This window comes from Paenibacillus sp. JT22N1 (assembly GCF_059692155.1).
This window is the reverse complement of sequence record NZ_JCAUAW010000005.1, coordinates 248991-269101: the sequence shown is the minus strand read 5'-3', so window position 1 is coordinate 269101 and position 20111 is coordinate 248991. Positions and strand designations below refer to the sequence as shown.

Here is a 20111-nt window from a genome sequence, read left to right as displayed (position 1 = left end):
TTTTATACGCTGCTCTTGATTCTTTACCCCCTTTTTATACGGTTCAACGTTACAATTAGGCCATATTCGTACACGGCCACTTAGATCCTAATTTCGAAAAGGAGAAGATTTATGTCTACATCTGCCCGTTATTATTTAGGGATAGCCCCCCATTTGTTAAATCCAATCCTTCTAGATTATCAGTGGTTTGGTGTCATATGGCTAGAAGAAAATAATCAACCTATTATCCTTGGTTATTGGTTTTGCAAAGAAAAATCGGGAATCACACAACAAGCCATCCAGGCAGGATTTTCAAAATGGACCGAAATATCCAATCTTCCTATCATTCTGACTATGTATCAATCCTTAAGAATCAAACAAAAAAAGCAGGATTGGGAGAATCGAACTCGATTATCCATCCGTACGATTTTCAAATCACCTTGGAATGAAGTTTCCTCAGGGTTGTATATTTTAAAATCTCGGGACAAATACCCTCTGCATGTTTCAGCCGTGCACAAGAAAAAGTTCTTTATTTGGTTGGAGCATTCAGCCGTATGTGAAACAGAGGAAGAGCTTCATGCGTTCATTAATCAGGTGAATGAAGAGCATCAGGTCGAGCTTACGTATAAAAAAAGCAGCCTTACTGTGAAGTAAGGCCACCCTATTTATTTTTTCAAATGGTACGGCACTGTTGTTACAATAAGGTTCCTTCTATAAAGCAGAAAAGCTCGGATAAGTAAGCTAGATTGGTTATGGAGAATATTTTGCCAACTTTTCTTAGGAATAAACTGCGGGATTAGGACCGTTACCCGAAAATTCGATTCAGCTGCCTTATGCTCGACCGTATCAATAAATTTCGTCAGTGGTTGAACAATGCTCCGATACTGGGAATGTAACGTCACCAGCCTTATATCGGGTTGCCACTTGTTCCATTTCTCCTCAAATTGTTTCTCAGCGTCTCTTTCGAAAGCCACATATACGGCGATGATCTGATCTGGCGAAAGCGATTTGGCATAATTCAAGGAGTTCTCTACCACATGCGTAATGCCTGCAACAGGCACAATCATCACATTTCCTTCTATAGGAATCGCTGGTTCGCAAGTTGTTATTCGTAATTGTTCGCCAACGGCCTCGTAGTGTTTCTTGATTTGATGAAAAATAAAAACAATGAGGGGCAAAAAGATGAGCACGGACCATACCTGCCCAAACTTGGTAATAAAGAAAATCATCATGACCGTGAAGCTCATGAATGCTCCAACTAAATTTATCGTTAATTTAACAATCCAGCCTTTCGGTTTCTCACGGATCCATTTCACCAGCATCCCCGTCTGAGCTAAGGTAAATGGAATGAACACTCCGACAGCATACAGAGGGATTAAATGCTCCGTTTTTCCTTTGAAAAGGATGATTAACAAGATCGATGTAACTGCCAGGAAAATGATCCCGTTTGAATACCCAAGTCGATCTCCTCTAATCGTAAACATCCTTGCTATAAATTTATCCTTGGCCAGATTAACAGCCAGTAAGGGGAAAGCGGAATATCCCGTATTCGCAGCGAGAACAAGAATCATAGCTGTTGTACCTTGGATGATGTAATACATGAAATTTCTGCCGAACGTTGCAGCAGCAATTTGTGAGACAACCGTTTCCTTTTCTTTGGGAGATATCCCATAGTAATACGCTAGATAAACGACTCCTGCGAATAAAATGGCAAGCAATATGCCCATAGCCATCAATGTCTTGGAAGCATTTTTGGGAGCTGAATCTTCGAAGTTCGGAATTGCATTAGAGATAGCTTCAACCCCTGTTAAAGCAGAACTCCCCGATGAGAATGCTCTTAGTAATAAAAACAAGGATATCCCTGCAACGGGAGTGCCAATTGGAGCATGCAGTTCAGCTGAGACTTTCCCGGTTACAATGTTGAATAATCCGACTCCAATTAAGATAAACAAAGCCAGAACAAATAGATACACAGGATAAGCTAAAATAGAAGCCGACTCCGTTATACCCCTGAGATTTAAGATCGTAATGAAAATAACAAGTAAGATGGCAATAACTACATTATAAGGATGTAAGTGCGGAAAGGCAGAAGTAATGGCATCCGTACCCGCCGAGATACTGACTGCCACTGTTAGTATGTAATCAACTAAAAGCGATCCTCCTGCAAATAAACCCGCGTTCATCCCGAGATTTTCCTTCGATACGACATAAGCCCCGCCTCCGTGCGGATAGGCATATATGATTTGTTGATATGACAAAATAAGTGCCAATAGAAGAAACAGAACGCCTATTGCGATAGGGATTGTGTACCAGTAAGCTGCAGCACTTACGGTAATCAAAACTAGTAGAATCTGCTCAGGCCCATAGGCAACGGATGATAAAGCGTCGGAAGAGAGGATAGCTAAAGCTTTCTTTTTATTAAGCTTTTGTTCCCCTAGTTCGTTTGACTTTAATGGCTGACCGATTAAAAATCGTTTAATTACAGATAACATGATTTTACACCCGCCATGGTTTTTTAAGTTCATTTCATTTTACCCATTTGTGAGAAAAAAGAATCATTAATTTTGGATATTGATCATACGATTTGATTCCTAACGCATTGCAATTTGTTGTATAAAACATACAATATTAGTGTAAGGCATATTTGAGGAGGGATTACGAGGATGGCAAAGACATTTTTGAAAATTGCGGCGATTTATTTTACGGTAGGTGTGCTTCTAGGTATGACCATGGGAATCATGCAAGATTTTAGACTCGCTTCCGTACACGCTCATTTCAATTTGCTCGGATGGGTTTCCATGGCTTTGTTCGGGGTCATCTATCACTTCTATCCACATGCAGCAGACACTCGCCTTGCTAAAACTCACTTTTGGTTACATAATATTGGCCTACCCGTTATGCAAATCGGTCTCGCCATTGAAATCGTATCCGGGAATTCAGTCTTGCTGCCTGTTGTTATTGTCAGCTCTCTGCTCGTAGTTGTTGGCGTTGTCTTGTTTACGATTAATCTGTTTCTACAACTTGGCAGCGCGTCCGTTAAACAGAAGAAAGACATATCTGTTTAAGCTGATTGGATAGGCCCATAATGACATGAACGATCGAGAAAAGCTCGGGCGACTGCTATAAGACCACCTATGAGTGGTTTCTTTTTTTTGACAAAAAAGCAAGCTGACAAAAGTAGTGTTTTTTCATCAAAGGATTCGACAAGACTTAAATTGAATAAATATCGTACTATACATAGAAAGGTTGTGGCTTCAGTGTACTCACACGAAGATTTAATTTCAATTCGACTCGGGATCATGCTCTTTGTAGTTCCCATACTGGGCGTCGCATCACTTTATTTGATTAGTTAAATTTTTCAAACATACCAGCAGCTCCCTTGGGATGCATTCTTAGCCTATCACTTAACAGACAGGGCCATTGACAGACTATAGAGCGTAGCGCTCATACGAAAGGTTGTGTAGCCTTGAAACGGATATTCTGGTGGTTCAAACCGAAGTCAGTGAATGTAACGGGATACATTCGGCTTCACGGCACTTGGTATGTTATACATGAGTAGAAGTCATAGCAGCATGAATATGGACTGCAACTGTTACTGTAAAGCCCTTCGGGGCTTTTTTAAATTCGCAATTAAAACAAAAAAACCCTTAACTAGTAAGGGTTTCCTGCTTGTAAAACTGGGATGCGGTCGGAGGGATTTGAACCCTCACGCCTTGTGAGCGCCACCCCCTCAAGATGGTGTGTCTGCCGTTCCACCACGACCGCGAGGTATAAAAGTAAAAATGACCCGTAGGGGACTCGAACCCCTGTTACCTCCGTGAAAGGGAGGTGTCTTAACCACTTGACCAACGGGCCACGAATGTCTGTAAGCCTTTGCAGGCCATTTTGACGACATTTGTAATTATAATAGATTCTGTCGCAGTTGACAAGCACAAAATCTGGAATGCTTATGGGCAAATATGGTATGCTGAGTCCAATTCAAAATACTCGAGGTGCTTTTCTTTCATGCTAATTTATGAATCTACCCATGGAACGGTCCATGAGGAAACGGCACGCGTTCCCGGTCCGAACGAAGTAGCTTGGGTGAGAATGGAGAACCCCTCTCCTGACGATGTCAAACATGTCTTAGGCGACTTATACAAGTGCCACCCTCTACTCGTTGAGGATGCGATTAAGCTGAACCAACGACCGAAGATGGATACGTATAAGAATCATATTTTTCTAACCTTCTTTGCGGTATCCGAGCAGCTTGAGCCGCAGGAAATAGGGATCGTGATCGGAGCAAATTTTGTTATAACCGTATACAAGGACAAACTCCCCTTCATAGATCAGCTTTACCATACCTGCCAAGAAGTCGAAGGTCGATTAAGTCATCCAGGAGCCATTCTTCATGCGATACTCGATCGTTGTGTCGATGATTATTCCGTCGTTGCGGATCATTTTGATGATCGCCTGAATAGCATGGAACAGGCCGTGTATCGAAACCCTAGGATTCGCATTGCACAGGATATTTTCCAACTTAAACGGAGTATGCATCAGCTGCGCCGCGTCATTGTGGAGGAACGAATTACCCTTTCCGCTATCGCCCACCACTCCTTCCCCTACACACTTGAAGAAGATGATGTCTATTTCCTGGATATCATGGACCACATCTCACGAGTCGTGGATTCTTTGGACATTTTCCGGGAATCACTAACCGGTCTTCTCGAGCTCCAAATGAGTATGAAGTCCGACCGGATGAATGAAATTATGAAGACATTAACGATCTTTAGCACAATCTTTCTTCCTCTGACTTTTATCGTCGGACTGTACGGCATGAATTTCAAATATATTCCCGAGCTGAGTTGGGATTATGGGTATCTGTATGTCTGGATTCTTATGGTCATCTTAAGCTGTGTGATGTGGTATTACTTTAAACGTAAACATTGGTTTTAACGAATAAAAGGCACTCCACCGTGAACCATCACAGGGGTGCCTTTTTACTATTAGCAGCTATTTCATTTTAAAGTAAGAAACAGATTCATTCAAAGTATCTACTACGGACCTAAGCTGTTCGGAGGCAGCAGCTATATTCTGCATCATCGCTAACTGCTCCTCAGTTGCAGCAGCAACCCCTTGGGATTTGTTCAAAATATGCGTTGAACTCGATGCCGATTGGTCCATTGTCGCAGAAATCTCCTCAGAGCTTGCCGACATTTGCTGAGTGATCGCTGAAGTCTCATGAATTTGCGTCACAATGTGTGTCACCGATTGCATAATGGTATGGAAGCTTTGGTTCACTTCCTGCATCATGCTCGATCCCGCACTAGCTTCCTGCTTGGTTACATTCATGGAATTAGAAACACTGGCGATCTCAACTCTCGTCTCATGAATTAACTGATTAATTCCTTCGGCTGACTCGATAGATTGCGAGGCAAGCTTACGAATTTCATTCGCAACAACGTTAAACCCTTTGCCGTGCTCACCCGCTCTAGCTGCCTCGATGGAAGCATTCAATGACAACAGGTTCGTTTGATTCGCAAACGTTGTAATGCTCGATGCAATAAGACCAATCTCATCGGATTTACGTGTTAAGGATTGTACGGTTTGTGAGAGCTGCTCGATCGATTTCAACATGTTCACGATTTGCTGCTGCAGCTTCCTAAGCAAGTCATTGCCAAGTTCGGCATGTCGAGAAGTTAAGGAGGAGTGCTCTGCCATAACGCCTGAATTTTCAGCCACTCTTTGAATCCCAATCGTCATTTCCTCAATCGCTCGGCTCGTTTCTGCGCTGCTTCTTGCCTGTACTTCGACGTCCTGCGTCATTTCTTGAATACTGGTAGCGACATGCTCAGAGGCCGTGGCCGATTCCTTGGAACTATCCGAAAGCTCGACAGAAGCGTCGTGCACGAACTGCGTATTGTGGGCGATCGTACCGATCAACCCTTTAATTTTCGAAACCATAATATCTACCGATTCTGTGATTTTGCCTAGTTCGCACTTGGTATACTTGACCTGAGGCTCATGACGAAGATCTCCTGCCGCTACTTGGCTGGTAACTTTCACGATGTTTTTGACCGTTTTCATGATTTTATTAATAACCATCCATCCTGCTGACATGAGCAAAATGATAATAATAGCGACAGATAGGTAGATCGTTTTTGCCGTTTTATCATTTTGAGCCTCGATCTCTTCAATACTTGATTTCGCATAGGCATCCAAAATTTCACCGATTTGATTCATGCCCTCGCGGCCTTTTTCGAAAGTTGCTAATAATTTAGCGTCATTAATAATCCCTTTTCCTGTACTCGAGGACTGAACAACGGCATTCGCTTCTTTCGCCCATTGGTCAAAGGACGTATGAAAGCCAGCTATGTTCTGCTCAATGGTTTGCTTCGTCTCTGTATGCGCTGTTTGTAACAACTGTTTAGCATTCATAATATCAGCCGCTTGTCCAACTCTTGTATTCGTTTGATCGATATTGTCTTTTAAAGCTTTAAGCTGCTTCGTCTTCTCTTCCGCAGTTAATGTTCCCGAAACCAACAGCTGGTAAGCCGTTAACGCCTGATACATATCACGATCGGCATTCAAGATAAGCGAAGTGCTTTTATTCGTGGTTTCATAAAGGGATGAAGCCAATACTTTCGTATTGGACTTACTTTGCTGCAGCAAAAACACACTTGTGCCTAGATACAGCATGGAAGGAACTAATAGCAATAAAAGGAGTCGTACACGTATAGATAATAATTTTGCCACAAAATTTGCCCCCGTCATTGATCTATTTTTGATCACTATAACGGAAAATCGTTTAAAAGATGTTAGAAAACTGTTAAAAATGAATGTAATTAACTAACAAAAATAAGCCCAACGGCATGAATGCCATTGAGCTTATTTCCAGCTAATTCTGATACGGAGAGAGAGGGATTCGAACCCTCGCACCGCTTACGCAGTCTAACCCCTTAGCAGAGGGTCCCCTTATAGCCACTTGGGTACCTCTCCAAAGATACTGGCTCCCCGAACAGGACTCGAACCTGTGACAACTCGATTAACAGTCGAGTGCTCTACCAACTGAGCTATCAGGGAATGGATAAGTTTTATTTTATTATGAAGGCGTTAGTAAGTCAAGTGTATACGATTTCAATTTTCCCCTACATTTTCCACATGCGTATTTACGGACGTCCATTTTGCGCTTGCGGAAGTATTCGGTTTTGCAGTTGACGCATTCCAGCCTGTATTTGTAGGACTGTTTCTGGGAAGCCCGCGGCAACGAACGGCAGAACCGGGTACCTCCGACTTGCGCCAGCAAGGTTTTGAAATCATTGTCGCGATGCTGATAGCCACGCTTTAATATATGCAAATGATAATGACAAAGCTCGTGCTTAATGATCTTCTCAATCTCATCTCGTCCAAATGTCTCCCACTGCATCCAACTGATTTCGATATCATGGGATTTGGTAAAATAGCGCCCGCCCGTCGACCTTAGCCTCCGGTTAAACCGCGCCTGATGTACAAAAGGCCTCCCAAACGATGCAATAGAGATCTGCTCAATCCATTGCTGCAGCTCCCGATCCTCCATCCCCATTCGCTCCTTTGACAAGTTCTCACTTGAATTTGTACCGTATGTACGGCTATACTGTCAAGTAGAAAAGAAGATCGAAAGCTTCCTAAAGAAAGGATTTGAACAACCCTTATGCCACAAATGCGATATGTCATTCTTAAGCTCGAACAACAATTAGAATTCGTTGAAATGCCATCTTCCTACTCTTATCAATTGACTGCTCTAAATCAAAGATTACACAAAGAACTAGAGAAATTGACCGCCGACTCTGTCCCTCAGCTTCCACGGGCTATTGCAGAATGCGACGACTTGGAATTGATTGGCACAGCGCACACCCTAATTCAAGGTTTAGATTACATTAATCGTTTGGAAAAGACCTTCGCTGGTATCCAGGAAAAGTCTTATCCGCTTATTTCCTTATTGACTGAAATTCGCGCGCTTCAAGCCCAGTTGGAACAGTGGTATGAAGAGGAATTTGAGGGTTAATCATTAAGAGATCGATCAAAAAACACTTAGTCAAAAAACAAACCCAAAAAGTAACGTAAATCAAAAGGACCTGCACCCATCGAAGCAATCCTTCATATGCTATTATTACATGGCGAAGAAGGGGATGGGCATATGCCGCAATGGCTCTGTAATCAATTAATGCGGGCCTTCCAGAACAAAAACCGCAGACAAATCCGATTGCTGAATGATAGCTGGTACTTTTACCGCACCCGCCGCTCACAAGAGGAGTGGCCTGATACCCAATCGACGGACGGACCGGGCAAGCGTAAATTTTGATAAAAGAGCTAGTACTTGCGCGGAGCGGGTGCTGGCTTTTTTGCAATGCTGATTTACATAGTGAAACCAGAGTAAAGTATTACATGCGGAGAAAAGTGAATTCAAGTAACTTACTTCTTGCAGAGAAAAGTGAATTCAAACCAAAGCAACTTACTACTTGCAGAGAAAAGTAAACATTTGTTAAAAAAAGGTTGCATATTTGAAATGTGCCCTCTATACTGTAAATAAATGTAATAGATTATCGGAGTGAAGCACACTCGATCTTGCAGAATTTCTGCGGTTCGGGTGTGCTTTTTTTCGTACAAAAAAAGGGGGAGTCGATTATTATGCCACGTAAAACAAGAGGTTGGCTAAGAAAAATGCGTGAACTTGGATTGGGGCGTCACGGGTTTGGTGGTTGGATGAGTGGTTCTGAATTGATGGTTCAGCGGGGGAATTTAAGAGAAATGGCGTTAGTTCAGGGGATGGAGGGCAGGAACCATGCTGTTCCTGAGCAATCGGGATTAGTGAAAGGCAAGAAAAGTGAAGTTCAAAAAAGTAATGTTTATCCATTATTACCGAGAAAGGCTGCTGCTAAAATACCGCCTCTCTCACCTATCGCCATCCTAGAAGCTGACAAGTGGGTGTTGCGGAAGCAACTAGTCATCCAAATAGCCAAGCGTCACAGTGGCAAAGTACGACTTCAGGATGTTGCTGCCGAATGCAATGTAAATATTCGTATCGCTGCGGCATGGTTGAAACGACTATCCCTGGAGGGGATGCTATCTCTTGTCGCTGGTCAGCGGAATGTAATGGTTTACTCTTTGAAGGATGTGGGGCGCGTTCATAAATAGACCCTTTAACATCCCATGTTGGGGAGTATTGATGATACTAGTTGGAGAGGATGATGTCGGGTAGGTGATGGAAATGACGCTCGGAGGTGGGCGTTGTGAGTAACTTACGGAAGGATGATGTGGAGTTTGATGTTGGCAACGCCTCTTGGTTGAGGCGTACGAATAACTTAAGGAAGGATGATGTGGAGATTGGCTTATGTTGGAAACGCCCCTTGGTTGGGCGTATGAGTAACTTAAGGAAGGATGATGTGGAGATTCGCTGATGTCAAGATAACGTCTCTTGTTTGGACGTAGGAGTAATCTAAGGAAGGATGATGTGGAGATTCGCTGATGGCGGTAACGCCTTTTGGTTAGGCGTACGAGTAACTCTAAGACTCGCCCCCCCCTCGTTCCCGAATAGGAGTCCCTAAAGGCTGTTATTTGAGCAATTTCGACCAAAAATATTGAAATAGAAGTCTCTAAAAGCTCTTATTTGTAAATTTCATTATTAATATTCTTTATTTTTATCAGAATAAGAGTCCCTAGGAGCTTCTATTTATCGAATATGCAATAAACCAAGAAGAATAGCAGCCTTTGGAGGCTCTAATCGGCCAGCGATCAACCTAAAAAAAAAGCAGCTGGGAGCATAACGCTACCAACTGCTTAGTTATTCTTATTGCTGAGGCTTTTTCATGGTCAAGCCAACGCGACCTTTTTTCTCGTCTACGTTAAGCACCCATACTTGGACGATGTCCCCAACGGACACTACATCCATTGGGTGTTTCACGAAGCCGTTCTTGAGCTGGGAGATGTGTACCAGCCCATCGTTCTTAATGCCGATATCGACGAAGGCACCGAAGTCGATAACGTTGCGCACCGTGCCGGTCAATTCCATGCCCGGCACAAGGTCTTCAAGCTGCAGCACATCGGTGCGGAAGATCGGCGCAGGGACTTCGTCCCGCGGATCTCGCCCAGGCCGCTGCAGGCTGTCTAAGATGTCCCGCATCGTCGGGACACCTACGCCCAGCTTAGGAGCCAGTTCCTCTGGCTCCACCGTCTGCAGCAGCGCTAGCAGCTGCTGTGAGCCAAGCTGCGCCAACTCCAGGCGCAGCTCCTTGAACAGTCGATCCACCACGTCGTAAGACTCCGGATGGATCGGGGTGTTGTCGAGCGGGTTCCGGCCGCCCGAAATCCGCATGAACCCGACACACTGCTCGAAGGTTTTCGCGCCAAGGCGCGGAACCTTCGACAGCTCCTGTCGGGAGCTGAACTTGCCGTTCTCCTCGCGATACTTGACGATGTTCTTCGCCAGTGTCGCGTTCACGCCCGACACGTACGAGAGCAAGGACGGGGACGCCGTGTTCAGGTCCACGCCGACATGGTTAACGGCCGACTCTACGACGGCCTTTAAGTTCTCGTCCAGACGTTTCTGCGAAACGTCATGCTGGTACTGCCCGACGCCGATCGCCTTCGGCTCGATCTTCACAAGCTCCGCGAGCGGGTCCTGCAGCCTCCGCGCAATCGAGATCGCGCTGCGCTCGGCTACGTCGAGCTCCGGGAACTCCGTCTGCGCAAGCTTCGACGCGGAGTACACGCTCGCCCCCGCTTCGCTTACGATCAAGTACTTGAGCTTCTGCTCCTTGATCTCGGCAATCAGCTCCGCAACAAACTGCTCCGTTTCACGGGAAGCCGTCCCATTACCGATAACGATCAGCTCGACGCCGTGCTTGCTGATCAACTGCTTGAACTTCGCCTTCGCTTCCGCCACCTTATTATTCGGTGGCGTCGGGTAGGTGACGGCGATTTCAAGCATTTTACCGGTGTCGTCAATGACGGCCAGCTTACAGCCTGTCCGGTAAGCTGGATCGACACCCAGTACCACGTGCCCTTTGACCGGGGCTTGGAGCAGCAGATTCCGTAGATTTTCTGCGAAAATCTTAATCGCTTGCTCCTCGCCCATCTCGGTCATTTCACCACGTACTTCGCGCTCAATAGAAGGTGCGAGTAACCTTTTATAAGCATCCTCTACAACGGAGCGAAGCACTTCACGAACAACGGAATCGCCTTTTACGACCTGCCTAACCATATAATCATGAATTTTATCGACGGCAACATCCAAACCAACCTTCAGGACTTCCTCCCGCTCCCCACGATTAATCGCGAGAATACGGTGTGGCGGCAAACGTTTAACAGGCTCTTGATAGGCATAGTACATCTCATATACGGATTCAGCCTTTGCATCTTTTGCCTCAGTACGCAAAATCCCCTGATCATGCGTATATCTACGCACCCAAGCTCGAATCTTAGCATCATCCGCGATATTCTCAGCAAGAATATCCATTGCGCCTTGAATCGCATCTGCGGCGCTTCCTACCTGCTTGTCCACGTTCACATAACGCGCAGCTTCTTGCTCCAGCGAGCCTTGACGAGGCTGCTTCCAGATCCATTCCGCTAGCGGCTCAAGACCGCGCTCTTTGGCGACGCTCGCTCTCGTTTTGCGCTTTTGACGGAACGGTCTGTACAAATCCTCGATTTCCTGCAGCTTCGCAGCGCCTTCAATCGATTTGCGCAGCTCATCCGTCAACTTGCCCTGCTCATCAATCAAACGAACAACCTCGATCTTACGATCCTCTAGGTTACGCAAGTACTGCAAGCGATCCTCGATATCTCGCAGCTGGTTCTCATCCAGCTCGCCTGTCATCTCTTTGCGGTAACGTGCGATGAACGGTATCGTGTTGCCCTCATCAAGCAGCCCCATCGTTGTCTTCACTTTGCCAGCGGGCAGCTGCAATTCAGCAGAGATCTGCTTCAGGATACGCTCCTGGATCTCTGCTTTCTTTTCTTCGGAGATCTGTACTTTCTCCCGTGGCTCTTCATACTCACTAGCCTTTGTCTTCTTTCCCTCAGTCTCGCTCAACTTTTGCTCTTCCATTTCATTAGCCTTTATCTTCAGCTCTTCCGCATTTGCCACAGCCAGTTCCCCCACTTCTATTAATGTTTATTCCTATGTATGTATACAAACCAAAAAACGAGGGAACCAATCACCCTCGTCCGTTCCTGATCCTATTCAAAATTCTATCAGTCCCACACTAATTTGCAAAGCATCGTCAACTTTGCGCATCGTTTCTTCATCCAAATGCGTAATTTTGTCCGTTAGCCGTTGCTTATCGATCGTTCTGATTTGTTCAAGCAGAATTACCGAATCTCGGTCGAAACCATGCGTTTCCGCATCAATTTCAACATGCGTGGGAAGCTTCGCCTTCTGGATTTGAGCTGTAATCGCTGCAACAATCACGGTTGGGCTAAAGCGGTTGCCGATATCATTTTGGATCACTAGAACAGGACGAACCCCTCCCTGCTCCGACCCTACAACCGGCGAAAGATCTGCGAAAAAAACATCACCACGTTTGACAATCACTGCTTACACCCCGCTTACTAAGCGATCAAGCGTACCGTCCGCTTCTTCCTCCGCTTGAAAAGCTTCAGATGCCATGCTGAGATTTATTTTCGCCATCTCCATATACCCACGCTGCATGGATTCGCGTAGACTGCGCTTTTTACGTTCAATTAAATACAGCTTCATTGCTTGGCGAATAAATTCGCTGCGATTAGAATTCTCCTTCTCGACAATACCGTCCACTTCTTGCAACAGATTGTCAGGCAAGCTAATCATGATCCTTTTCGTATTATGCGCATTGCTCACACTTTCGCACCCCCAGAAACGATACAAAGACAATATTACCAGTATGTCTTTCCAAAAACCAATTTATACAATAGATATATGCACCCAGTATATCAAATATGTTACACACTTGGATATAACATTCCTACTTACATAGTATTCGATAGGCATTTCGGTAAATCCTCTCCATGCAGCACAAAAAATAAATGGTAAATTAATCTGATACAGCACTTTTGCACTTACTTTTAGTAGCGATGCCGCATGAGAGGATTAATTGCATCTATACGTTTGCCGTCACGCACATACACACGCGCAACACGATGTGAAATCATACAAATAATTTCATAGTTAACAGTACCTAACTGACGAGCTACATCTTCAGCCGTAATGCGCTCTCCGTCTTGCTCCCCGATCACCACAACCTCGTCCAGAGACTGAACACCAGGTATATCCGATACATTGATCATACATTGATCCATACAAATTTTACCGACGATCGGCACTCTTTTGCCCCGAACAAGAACCTCCGCTTTACCCGAAAGCATCCGAGAATACCCATCCGCATAACCAATCGGCAGTGTCCCAATTTGTTCGTCGCCCTTGGTGTGATAAATCGTGCCATAGCTAACTCCAGAGCCTGGAGGCAGCGTTTTAAGATGAACAATCCCTGTTTTGAGACTTAGTACCGGCTTTAACTCGATTTTCGTTTGATCTACATCCTCGGAAGGATACAAGCCATACATCGAAATCCCCAAACGCACCATTGAATACGTCAAACCTGGCAAATCTATGGCCGCTGCGCTATTGCCTGCATGTATATAAGGAAACTTAACACCTTTATCCGTAAAATAGCTCACAATTCGCTCAAAACGGCGATATTGCTCCATCGTATAGCTCTTATCTACTTCATCGGCATTCGCGTAATGCGTGAATAAACCCTCAACTTCCACATTCGGCAGCGTCAACGCTTCCTCAATAAATGGAATAGCATCCTCTTCCGTATGCAAACCAAGTCGCCCCATGCCAGTATCCAGCTTGATATGGATCTTTAGCTTCTTTTGAAGCGCCCCGTCTTTCATTTGCCCCTGAAAACAAAGCTTTTCGAGAACATCTCTACTATAGACAGCAATCGTCACATCGAGTTCACGCGCTCTATCAACCCCTTCTGGAGGCGTATAGCCAAGTACCAGAATAGGTGCGGTGATCCCTGCATTCCTTAGCTCCAACGCTTCATCAAAAAACGCCACACCCAAGTAATCCACACCCGCGTCAAGAGCCTCTTTGGATACTTCAACAGCCCCGTGTCCGTACGCATCAGCTTTAACGACTGCCATCTGTTTCATTCCTGCCGGCAGTACCTTCTGAAAACCTTCAATGTTGCTTCGCAGTGCATCTAACGAAATTTCTACCCACGTGGGACGATAAAAAGCATCCACCAGCGTTCACCTCTTTTATCCATTGCAGTAAACCTATGTTAATCCTAATCACGAAAAACTGTCAACCTTACTTTTGCAGGCCTACAAACAACATTTTTTATATTTCTTCCCGCTCCCGCATGGGCACGGATCATTGCGTCCGATTTTATTTTTACCAGAAACAACCTTTAGATCATTCGTAGAATGGATGACACGAACTACCTCCGGCTTCAACTTAGGATGAACATTTTCATTAGCAAAATAGCCGAAAACGCGCATACCCGAATCTTTTACCGTCATGATAACTGGCGTTCTTTGAAAAGCATACTTGATTTCAGACTCCGGCCTAAATTTCGCACTAACCAGTTCAAAACGTTCCAACACAGCAACAACGGAATGCAGAAATACATCAGTGCTCACGTCAGGAAGCTTCCCAGCTTGCCTGTTGCGCTTCCACTCATTTTCAACATCCTGTGTCTGATCAATAGGCCAGCTTGATAAAATTCTTGCGATTGCCTTTCTTGAGGCCTGAATCCTCTCAGGATAACCACCCTCGATAGCTTCTTGCAGTTGTTCCCACTCAACCTTATTCCAAAGCGAATCTATTAGAACGACCGCCTGTTCCTTATTTGTTAATGTGAGATAATTTGCTGCCTGATTCGTAACTACACACTGCTGTTTGCTCTCTGTTATCAATCCAAGATACTCAGCTGCATAGAAAAAGAATTGAAACAAAGGCACCTGATCCTGGTTCAAAGTCGGCTTCCGGAAAAGATCCCAGCCAAGCTTCTCATCGAGCTCTTTCCAAAACTTTCGCGGCAAATGTTGTCTGGCAGGCGTCAATTTAATACTCTTGGCATCCTGCAAGAAAGCCAGAAACATTTGAAAATCTGCAACGATTTGAGGTACAGCTGTCTTTTCATTCATCCATTGCTCAAGCAAACTTTTATCTACCAAAATAGGTCTCTGCTCTACCTCGATAGGTACGGATTCAGACGCCTGAAGAGTCAAATAAGCCTCAATATCATTTGAATTATGCCAATTTTCCAAGGCCTGATCACTATTTGCCTCCATATACTGTTCAAAACGCTCTAAGAAAAACTCTTTATTCTTACATACATCTAATACCTCAGTACACTGTTTAGCCGAAATCTTTTCAGATTGCAGGAGAAACTGCACCCACTTTTTAATCGAAGGTAAATAAGAACTTATATCAGACTTAGAGCTATTCAGTACATTGCTGATGTAGAAACGACCAAGAAAATCAACAATCGTCTCTTTTTGCAGCTGTTCATAACCCAATGTGTAACGGACAAAGTACTCCGTCGACATAAATTGCATGCGATCCATATGTTTGTCAATCGTATCTGCTTTTAATTTGCCTTCCTCCGCAAGATACTTGCCGAATAGGGCAATCTCATTTTCCCAATATTGCTGTTGCACGTCCATTGTTAACTCACCAGTTGTTTTCATCAAAGACACTCCATTATCTATTTACTCCAAAGTTGCATTATACCAAAAAAACTCCCTTTCGGGGGAGTTGGTTAAATCTTCTTGTACAAGAATTGACTAAAAAAGGAAAGTCACCTGCTCGAATCGCACAGGACTTCCCTTTTTTGGCTTATTTTTGCGTTAAATATTCATTCTTATTTCCCAGACTGCCCCTCAGTTGCCATAGCAACTTTGATCATTTCATTCGTAGGCAAATCGCCTGTTGACAATCTGAACTCTACGCCGTCATTCGTCCAAGTGAGCGTCTTCTTCTCATCCCCCGTAAGCACGCCGATCGTAAATCCAAGATCAACAATCGTACCCGGCTGCAAGGACACCGATTTGGCCTGTGGTCTCACCTCGATGAGACTGAAGTTGTACTTCCCTTTGTATCTCAAAAGGACCGCTGCGTCCTCACCAAGCTTCATATCCGTGATATCCTGCTTAACCACTTCTTTCGGTAGGTAGGACGGCTCGATGATACCGATACTCTGCGCTTTGCTTGCCGCGGCAGTCGACTTCGTCGTATCCGTACCTGTTTTGGTCGCTGCAGCCTTTTGCCCATCTTGAGCTTGGCCTGCAGCTTGATCGGATTGGCCGCCTGTTGCTGACAGATTCTTATCTGTTACAGACTTACCACCCGTTGCTGGGTGATTCGCATCCGTTACGCCAACGCCAGCCATCGTAGGTAAAGACTTCAAATTCCAGCTGGTCATATTGCGCTCCATTTGGAAATAGTCCTTGTCGAACTTAGCATCGAATTCAAAACTCGTAAAATTCACCTGAACCAACACATTCTTATTCGCATCCGACACCTGAACCTGCTTAGGCGCCAGAGTCTTCTTATTCAGCCAAATTTTCTGGCGTGACAGCTGCTCATTTTGATAATTGGCTGCAACATCGAACACATACGTATCATTATCCGTTGTAAATTGGCGATCCTTATCGGCAATTATGCTCTTCGCAAGAGATTGGAACAAATACACCTGCCCCTGATTCTCCGGCCAATCGCTTTGGAAGCGGAAGCTCTTCTTGAGATGCGGCGTAAGTACGAACACGCCCTCCTCATTACGCAGCACGATCTGCGTCACGTCCTTCCCCGCATTCGTAAGCGAAATACGATAGAAGTGATCCGGTGAATAAGCGACCTCCACCTGATACTCCTGCGGCTGCTGCCCCGTGTTCAAAATCATGCTCCCTGAAGCCTGATAGCTGCCCGACTTGCTGATCACATGATCCAAATCCTTTACGATAGATCCTGCATCCTTCTTGCCCATCCCGCATCCCGCGAGAATCAATGCTAAGCACATCACCACTGCTACCACCCATGTGACCCGGCGCATTCGATCATCCCCTCACTCATGATTAACATCAACATAGTACATGCATATGAGGGGACTTGGCCGATTATGCAGACGAGTTGGGGCTTGGCTAAATAAAGCAACAAAAATGACCACTCCAAGTGGAGTAGCCATTAATGAGCTCATTTGAATGCTGCTAAAAATTGATCTCCGCATCTTCAAGCAATGGGTGCTTCTGATCCTTATTCGATAAAATGGGATTAGCTGTCGGCCAATCAATGCCAATAGCTGGGTCACTCCATAAGATTCCCCTATCATGAATAGGAGAGTAATACTCATCCACCTTGTATAACACTTGAGTTTGGGGCTCAGTCGTACAAAACCCGTGAGCCAATCCTTGAGGAACACGCAGCTGGCGATTATTTGCCGCACTGAGAGTGAACACTCACCCATTGACCGAATGTAGAAGATTTTTTACGTATATCTACAGCCACATCATAAATAGCGCCTGAAACAACCCTAACTAGCTTCGTTTGTGCTTTTGGATTCAACTGATAATGAAGCCCCCGTAAAACTCCGGTTTCTACAGATAAAAAATGATTGTCTTGAACAAAGAGAATATCAATTCCATGATCCGCCAATTTCGTGCGATGATAACTTTCCATAAAAAAACCCCGATGATCCCCATGAACATCAGGCTCAATAATAAATAATCCTGGCAGCTTTGTGGTAATAACATTCATCAGCTAGATCACCTCTGTAACTAACGTATGCATGATTATTTGGAATTGTCTCTGCTCGTGCCATCAATAGATATCCGCAGCCAGCTCCTTATCTTCCAGGTTCCGACATTTTCAAAACAAAAAAAGAGACTGCTCGGAGCTATAAATAGCCTCAGCAGCCTCTTCATTTATGAAATACGTTTTACCACATATACACAACACCAGCTATAATGGCCGCCCAGATCAGGGAGCCGAACACAACACCAACAATCAATCCTTTGCCAACTGACAAATGATCATCCTGGTAAGCGTCTTCATGATCGATCATACAAATAACCTCCCCGCATAATAATTATAAGCATAGTATGGGGAAGAATTACAAAAAAAATACTGACTTTATTATTTAGAACATTTTACCTACCTAACTCACGGTCAGGACTTGTACAATGCTCAGCACCGATGTTGCTCATCCCCTTCATCGAAATAATTAATTCAACTGATATCATGTCTATGTGGAGAGTTGTACAATTATGCAGACAAGTAGTGGTGAAAGAAAACTCCTTAACGGGCAAGTTAGGTGGAGACCCAAACTCTTATTTTTGATATAATCAAATATAGATAATAAGATCTTATAAGGAGCTCAACAAAATGGCAATTCTTGTTACCGGCGGAGCTGGCTACATCGGTACCCACACTTGTGTGGAGTTAATTAATAGTGGACATGAAATAATAGTAGTAGATAACTACGCAAATAGTAAAGCTGAGTCATTAAAACGTGTTCAAGAGATTACAGGAAAATATTTTAAATGTTACAAGTTTGATTTAATAAACAGACCTATGCTTGAGAACGTATTTGAAGAGAATGTGATTGAAGCAGTTATCCATTTTGCTGGTCTTAAAGCTGTAGGCGAGTCCGTGCAAAATCCATTGAAATATTATCATAGTAACATCACAAGTACACTAACGTTGTGCGATGCAATGCAGCAAGCAGGTGTCAAAAAACTAGTATTCAGCTCATCCGCTACTGTTTATGGTATGCCTGAAAAAGTTCCCATCACTGAAAATGCCCCATTGCAACCGACAAATCCTTATGGACGCACTAAATATATAATTGAACAGATACTTGAAGACCTTTTTAAATCTGATAATGAATGGAGCATTTCGATCCTCCGTTATTTCAATCCAATCGGAGCTCACCACAGCGGAAAGATTGGTGAGGATCCTAATGGAATACCGAACAACCTTGTGCCTTATATCACTCAAGTGGCAGTTGGAAAGTTGAATGAATTGCAGGTTTTTGGAGATGATTATCCGACAATTGACGGTACAGGAGTTAGAGACTACATCCATGTTGTGGATTTAGCTTTAGGTCATATTAATTCTCTTAAGCAAATCGTTTCTTCAACCGGGTTTCATATCTATAATCTAGGCACCGGAAATGGTCATAGTGTTCTTCAAATGATCGAGGCTTTTGAAAAAGCCTCTGGAAAGAAAATCCCCTATAAAGTTGTTGAACGAAGACCCGGCGATATAGCAACTTGTTTTGCAGACACCAATAAAGCTTTGGTTGAAATGGGCTGGAACGCCACTAGAAACATAAATGAAATGTGTGAATCTTCATGGCGATGGCAGGTAAACAACCCAAATGGCTATGAGTAAACAAAGGGCTGTCCCAATAGTAGTTTTTTGCTACTAAGGTGACAGCCTCTTTTCTTTATTCAGTAGCTATATTAGGGCTTGCTGAACAAGATTCGTTCCAGTCTACGCCCAACGTAAGTAACTAGTGAATATTTCGATGCAATAGCGCCATCATTCCGGTGATAAGTGAGCCAGTCCTCTGGTAAAATTGAGCCACCCTTCCGATGGCAGAGCCGCCTGTATTCGGCAGCTCCCGTAAAAATAATGTTTAGTTGATGAGTCCTTTGCGTTAACGCATGGAGTCCATGCCTTTAATTGTGATAGTGTAGGATGAATGTACGATTCGGTCGGAGGATAGCATCTGCCAACGTACTTTCACCGGTTGATGCGGTTGTTTTTTCGTTTTTTTAATGCTGAATGTGAAACATGTTGGGGATTTTCAGGTGGATAAAATTCTATAAAACCATCTGTTACAGCTATACCGTACGGATTCATTTTAAACCGTTCAGTGATTTGCTACGACTTAACGCATTTTATAGACTTAGGCATTGGATTGAATACATAGCCATTGTGTACAATATTCCACCTCAATCAATATTGCCAAGATGCTCATTAGGTAATTAATATTTTGTTATTTTATAGCTAATTCTTTTCCTAATAATTGATTAATTCTTATTTTAGAGTTTCTATAAATATCTATAGCTTTCAATATGTTTCAACTTTGTCGGTTAACTTATTGGTGGAAACAATA

The 20111-nt window shown here is 44.0% G+C and carries 18 protein-coding genes, 4 tRNA genes and 1 pseudogene; 8 read left to right on the top strand and 15 right to left on the bottom strand.

Annotation, left to right across the window (positions count from 1 at the left end; genetic code table 11):
* The first annotated feature begins 111 nt into the window (after positions 1 to 111).
* Positions 112 to 633 carry a hypothetical protein gene (locus AC58UU_RS12345; RefSeq protein WP_497315948.1) on the top strand — a complete coding sequence of 174 codons (522 nt, stop codon included), beginning with the start codon at positions 112 to 114 and terminating at the stop codon, positions 631 to 633.
* 11 nt (positions 634 to 644) lie between these two features.
* Here AC58UU_RS12345 and AC58UU_RS12340 read toward each other — a convergent pair whose 3' ends face one another.
* Complete coding sequence (locus tag AC58UU_RS12340) at positions 645 to 2471, bottom strand: APC family permease (RefSeq protein ID WP_497315946.1); 1827 nt, start codon at positions 2469 to 2471, stop codon at positions 645 to 647.
* Between the two features lie 171 nt (positions 2472 to 2642).
* Here AC58UU_RS12340 and AC58UU_RS12335 point away from each other — a divergent pair, with 171 nt between their 5' ends.
* Positions 2643 to 3044: a cytochrome-c oxidase gene (locus tag AC58UU_RS12335; protein ID WP_497315944.1), complete on the top strand. Its 402-nt coding sequence runs from the start codon at positions 2643 to 2645 to the stop codon at positions 3042 to 3044.
* Between the two features lie 618 nt (positions 3045 to 3662).
* Here the strand turns inward: AC58UU_RS12335 and AC58UU_RS12330 are convergent.
* A tRNA-Leu gene (locus AC58UU_RS12330) sits at positions 3663 to 3744 on the bottom strand.
* Between the two features lie 18 nt (positions 3745 to 3762).
* Positions 3763 to 3834 (bottom strand) — tRNA-Glu (locus AC58UU_RS12325).
* A 150-nt stretch (positions 3835 to 3984) separates the two neighbouring features.
* Between AC58UU_RS12325 and corA the strand changes: the two genes are divergently transcribed.
* Positions 3985 to 4914: a magnesium/cobalt transporter CorA gene (corA, locus tag AC58UU_RS12320; RefSeq protein WP_497315942.1), complete on the top strand. Its 930-nt coding sequence runs from the start codon at positions 3985 to 3987 to the stop codon at positions 4912 to 4914.
* Between the two features lie 57 nt (positions 4915 to 4971).
* Here the strand turns inward: corA and AC58UU_RS12315 are convergent, their stop codons facing one another.
* From AC58UU_RS12315 to AC58UU_RS12300, 4 genes are all read right to left on the bottom strand, one after another.
* Positions 4972 to 6714 carry a methyl-accepting chemotaxis protein gene (locus tag AC58UU_RS12315; protein ID WP_497315940.1) on the bottom strand — a complete coding sequence of 581 codons (1743 nt, stop codon included), beginning with the start codon at positions 6712 to 6714 and terminating at the stop codon, positions 4972 to 4974.
* Positions 6715 to 6868: 154 nt separating this feature from the next.
* Positions 6869 to 6957 (bottom strand) — tRNA-Ser (locus AC58UU_RS12310).
* A gap of 8 nt (positions 6958 to 6965) precedes the next feature.
* A tRNA-Asn gene (locus AC58UU_RS12305) sits at positions 6966 to 7041 on the bottom strand.
* 19 nt (positions 7042 to 7060) lie between these two features.
* The gene (locus tag AC58UU_RS12300; RefSeq protein WP_497315938.1) at positions 7061 to 7534 is read right to left on the bottom strand and encodes a SprT family protein; all 474 of its coding nucleotides are present in this window, start codon (positions 7532 to 7534) and stop codon (positions 7061 to 7063) included.
* A 114-nt stretch (positions 7535 to 7648) separates the two neighbouring features.
* Between AC58UU_RS12300 and AC58UU_RS12295 the strand changes: the two genes are divergently transcribed.
* The 4 genes from AC58UU_RS12295 (at position 7649) to AC58UU_RS12280 (ending at position 9395) form a co-directional block, all read left to right on the top strand.
* Positions 7649 to 8002 (top strand): hydrolase/acyltransferase, encoded by a 354-nt coding sequence (locus AC58UU_RS12295; RefSeq protein WP_497315936.1) that lies wholly within the window; start codon positions 7649 to 7651, stop codon positions 8000 to 8002.
* A 132-nt stretch (positions 8003 to 8134) separates the two neighbouring features.
* Positions 8135 to 8299, top strand: coding sequence for a cortex morphogenetic protein CmpA (gene cmpA / locus AC58UU_RS12290; RefSeq protein WP_090818813.1), 165 nt, complete (start codon positions 8135 to 8137; stop codon positions 8297 to 8299).
* A gap of 326 nt (positions 8300 to 8625) precedes the next feature.
* The gene (locus tag AC58UU_RS12285; RefSeq protein ID WP_497315934.1) at positions 8626 to 9132 is read left to right on the top strand and encodes a hypothetical protein; all 507 of its coding nucleotides are present in this window, start codon (positions 8626 to 8628) and stop codon (positions 9130 to 9132) included.
* Between the two features lie 95 nt (positions 9133 to 9227).
* Positions 9228 to 9395, top strand: a complete 168-nt coding sequence (locus AC58UU_RS12280) for a hypothetical protein (protein ID WP_497315932.1) — start codon at positions 9228 to 9230, stop codon at positions 9393 to 9395.
* 389 nt (positions 9396 to 9784) lie between these two features.
* On the opposite strand, the gene AC58UU_RS12275 is transcribed toward AC58UU_RS12280, so the two are convergent.
* The 8 genes and pseudogenes from AC58UU_RS12275 to AC58UU_RS12240 all read right to left on the bottom strand — a co-directional run bounded on the left by AC58UU_RS12275 (position 9785) and on the right by AC58UU_RS12240 (position 18050).
* A complete protein-coding gene (locus AC58UU_RS12275) occupies positions 9785 to 12043 on the bottom strand; it encodes a Tex family protein (protein ID WP_497316243.1) in 2259 nt (752 codons plus the stop codon).
* 135 nt (positions 12044 to 12178) lie between these two features.
* Entirely contained in the window at positions 12179 to 12529 is a 351-nt protein-coding gene (locus AC58UU_RS12270; protein WP_028553893.1) for a type II toxin-antitoxin system PemK/MazF family toxin, read from the bottom strand.
* A 3-nt stretch (positions 12530 to 12532) separates the two neighbouring features.
* Positions 12533 to 12814 (bottom strand): CopG family ribbon-helix-helix protein, encoded by a 282-nt coding sequence (locus tag AC58UU_RS12265; RefSeq protein WP_028553892.1) that lies wholly within the window; start codon positions 12812 to 12814, stop codon positions 12533 to 12535.
* A 224-nt stretch (positions 12815 to 13038) separates the two neighbouring features.
* Positions 13039 to 14229: an alanine racemase gene (alr, locus tag AC58UU_RS12260; RefSeq protein WP_497315930.1), complete on the bottom strand. Its 1191-nt coding sequence runs from the start codon at positions 14227 to 14229 to the stop codon at positions 13039 to 13041.
* An 81-nt stretch (positions 14230 to 14310) separates the two neighbouring features.
* A complete protein-coding gene (locus tag AC58UU_RS12255; protein WP_497315928.1) occupies positions 14311 to 15681 on the bottom strand; it encodes an SEC-C metal-binding domain-containing protein in 1371 nt (456 codons plus the stop codon).
* Positions 15682 to 15854: 173 nt separating this feature from the next.
* Entirely contained in the window at positions 15855 to 17042 is a 1188-nt protein-coding gene (locus AC58UU_RS12250; protein ID WP_497315926.1) for an outer membrane lipoprotein-sorting protein, read from the bottom strand.
* Positions 17043 to 17196: 154 nt separating this feature from the next.
* Positions 17197 to 17743: pseudogene (gene rfbC / locus AC58UU_RS12245) on the bottom strand (dTDP-4-dehydrorhamnose 3,5-epimerase).
* A 181-nt stretch (positions 17744 to 17924) separates the two neighbouring features.
* Positions 17925 to 18050, bottom strand: coding sequence for a hypothetical protein (locus tag AC58UU_RS12240; protein ID WP_261302619.1), 126 nt, complete (start codon positions 18048 to 18050; stop codon positions 17925 to 17927).
* Between the two features lie 320 nt (positions 18051 to 18370).
* On the opposite strand from AC58UU_RS12240, the gene galE reads away from it, so the two are divergent.
* A complete protein-coding gene (gene galE / locus AC58UU_RS12235; RefSeq protein ID WP_497315924.1) occupies positions 18371 to 19381 on the top strand; it encodes a UDP-glucose 4-epimerase GalE in 1011 nt (336 codons plus the stop codon).
* Positions 19382 to 20111 lie beyond the last annotated feature (730 nt).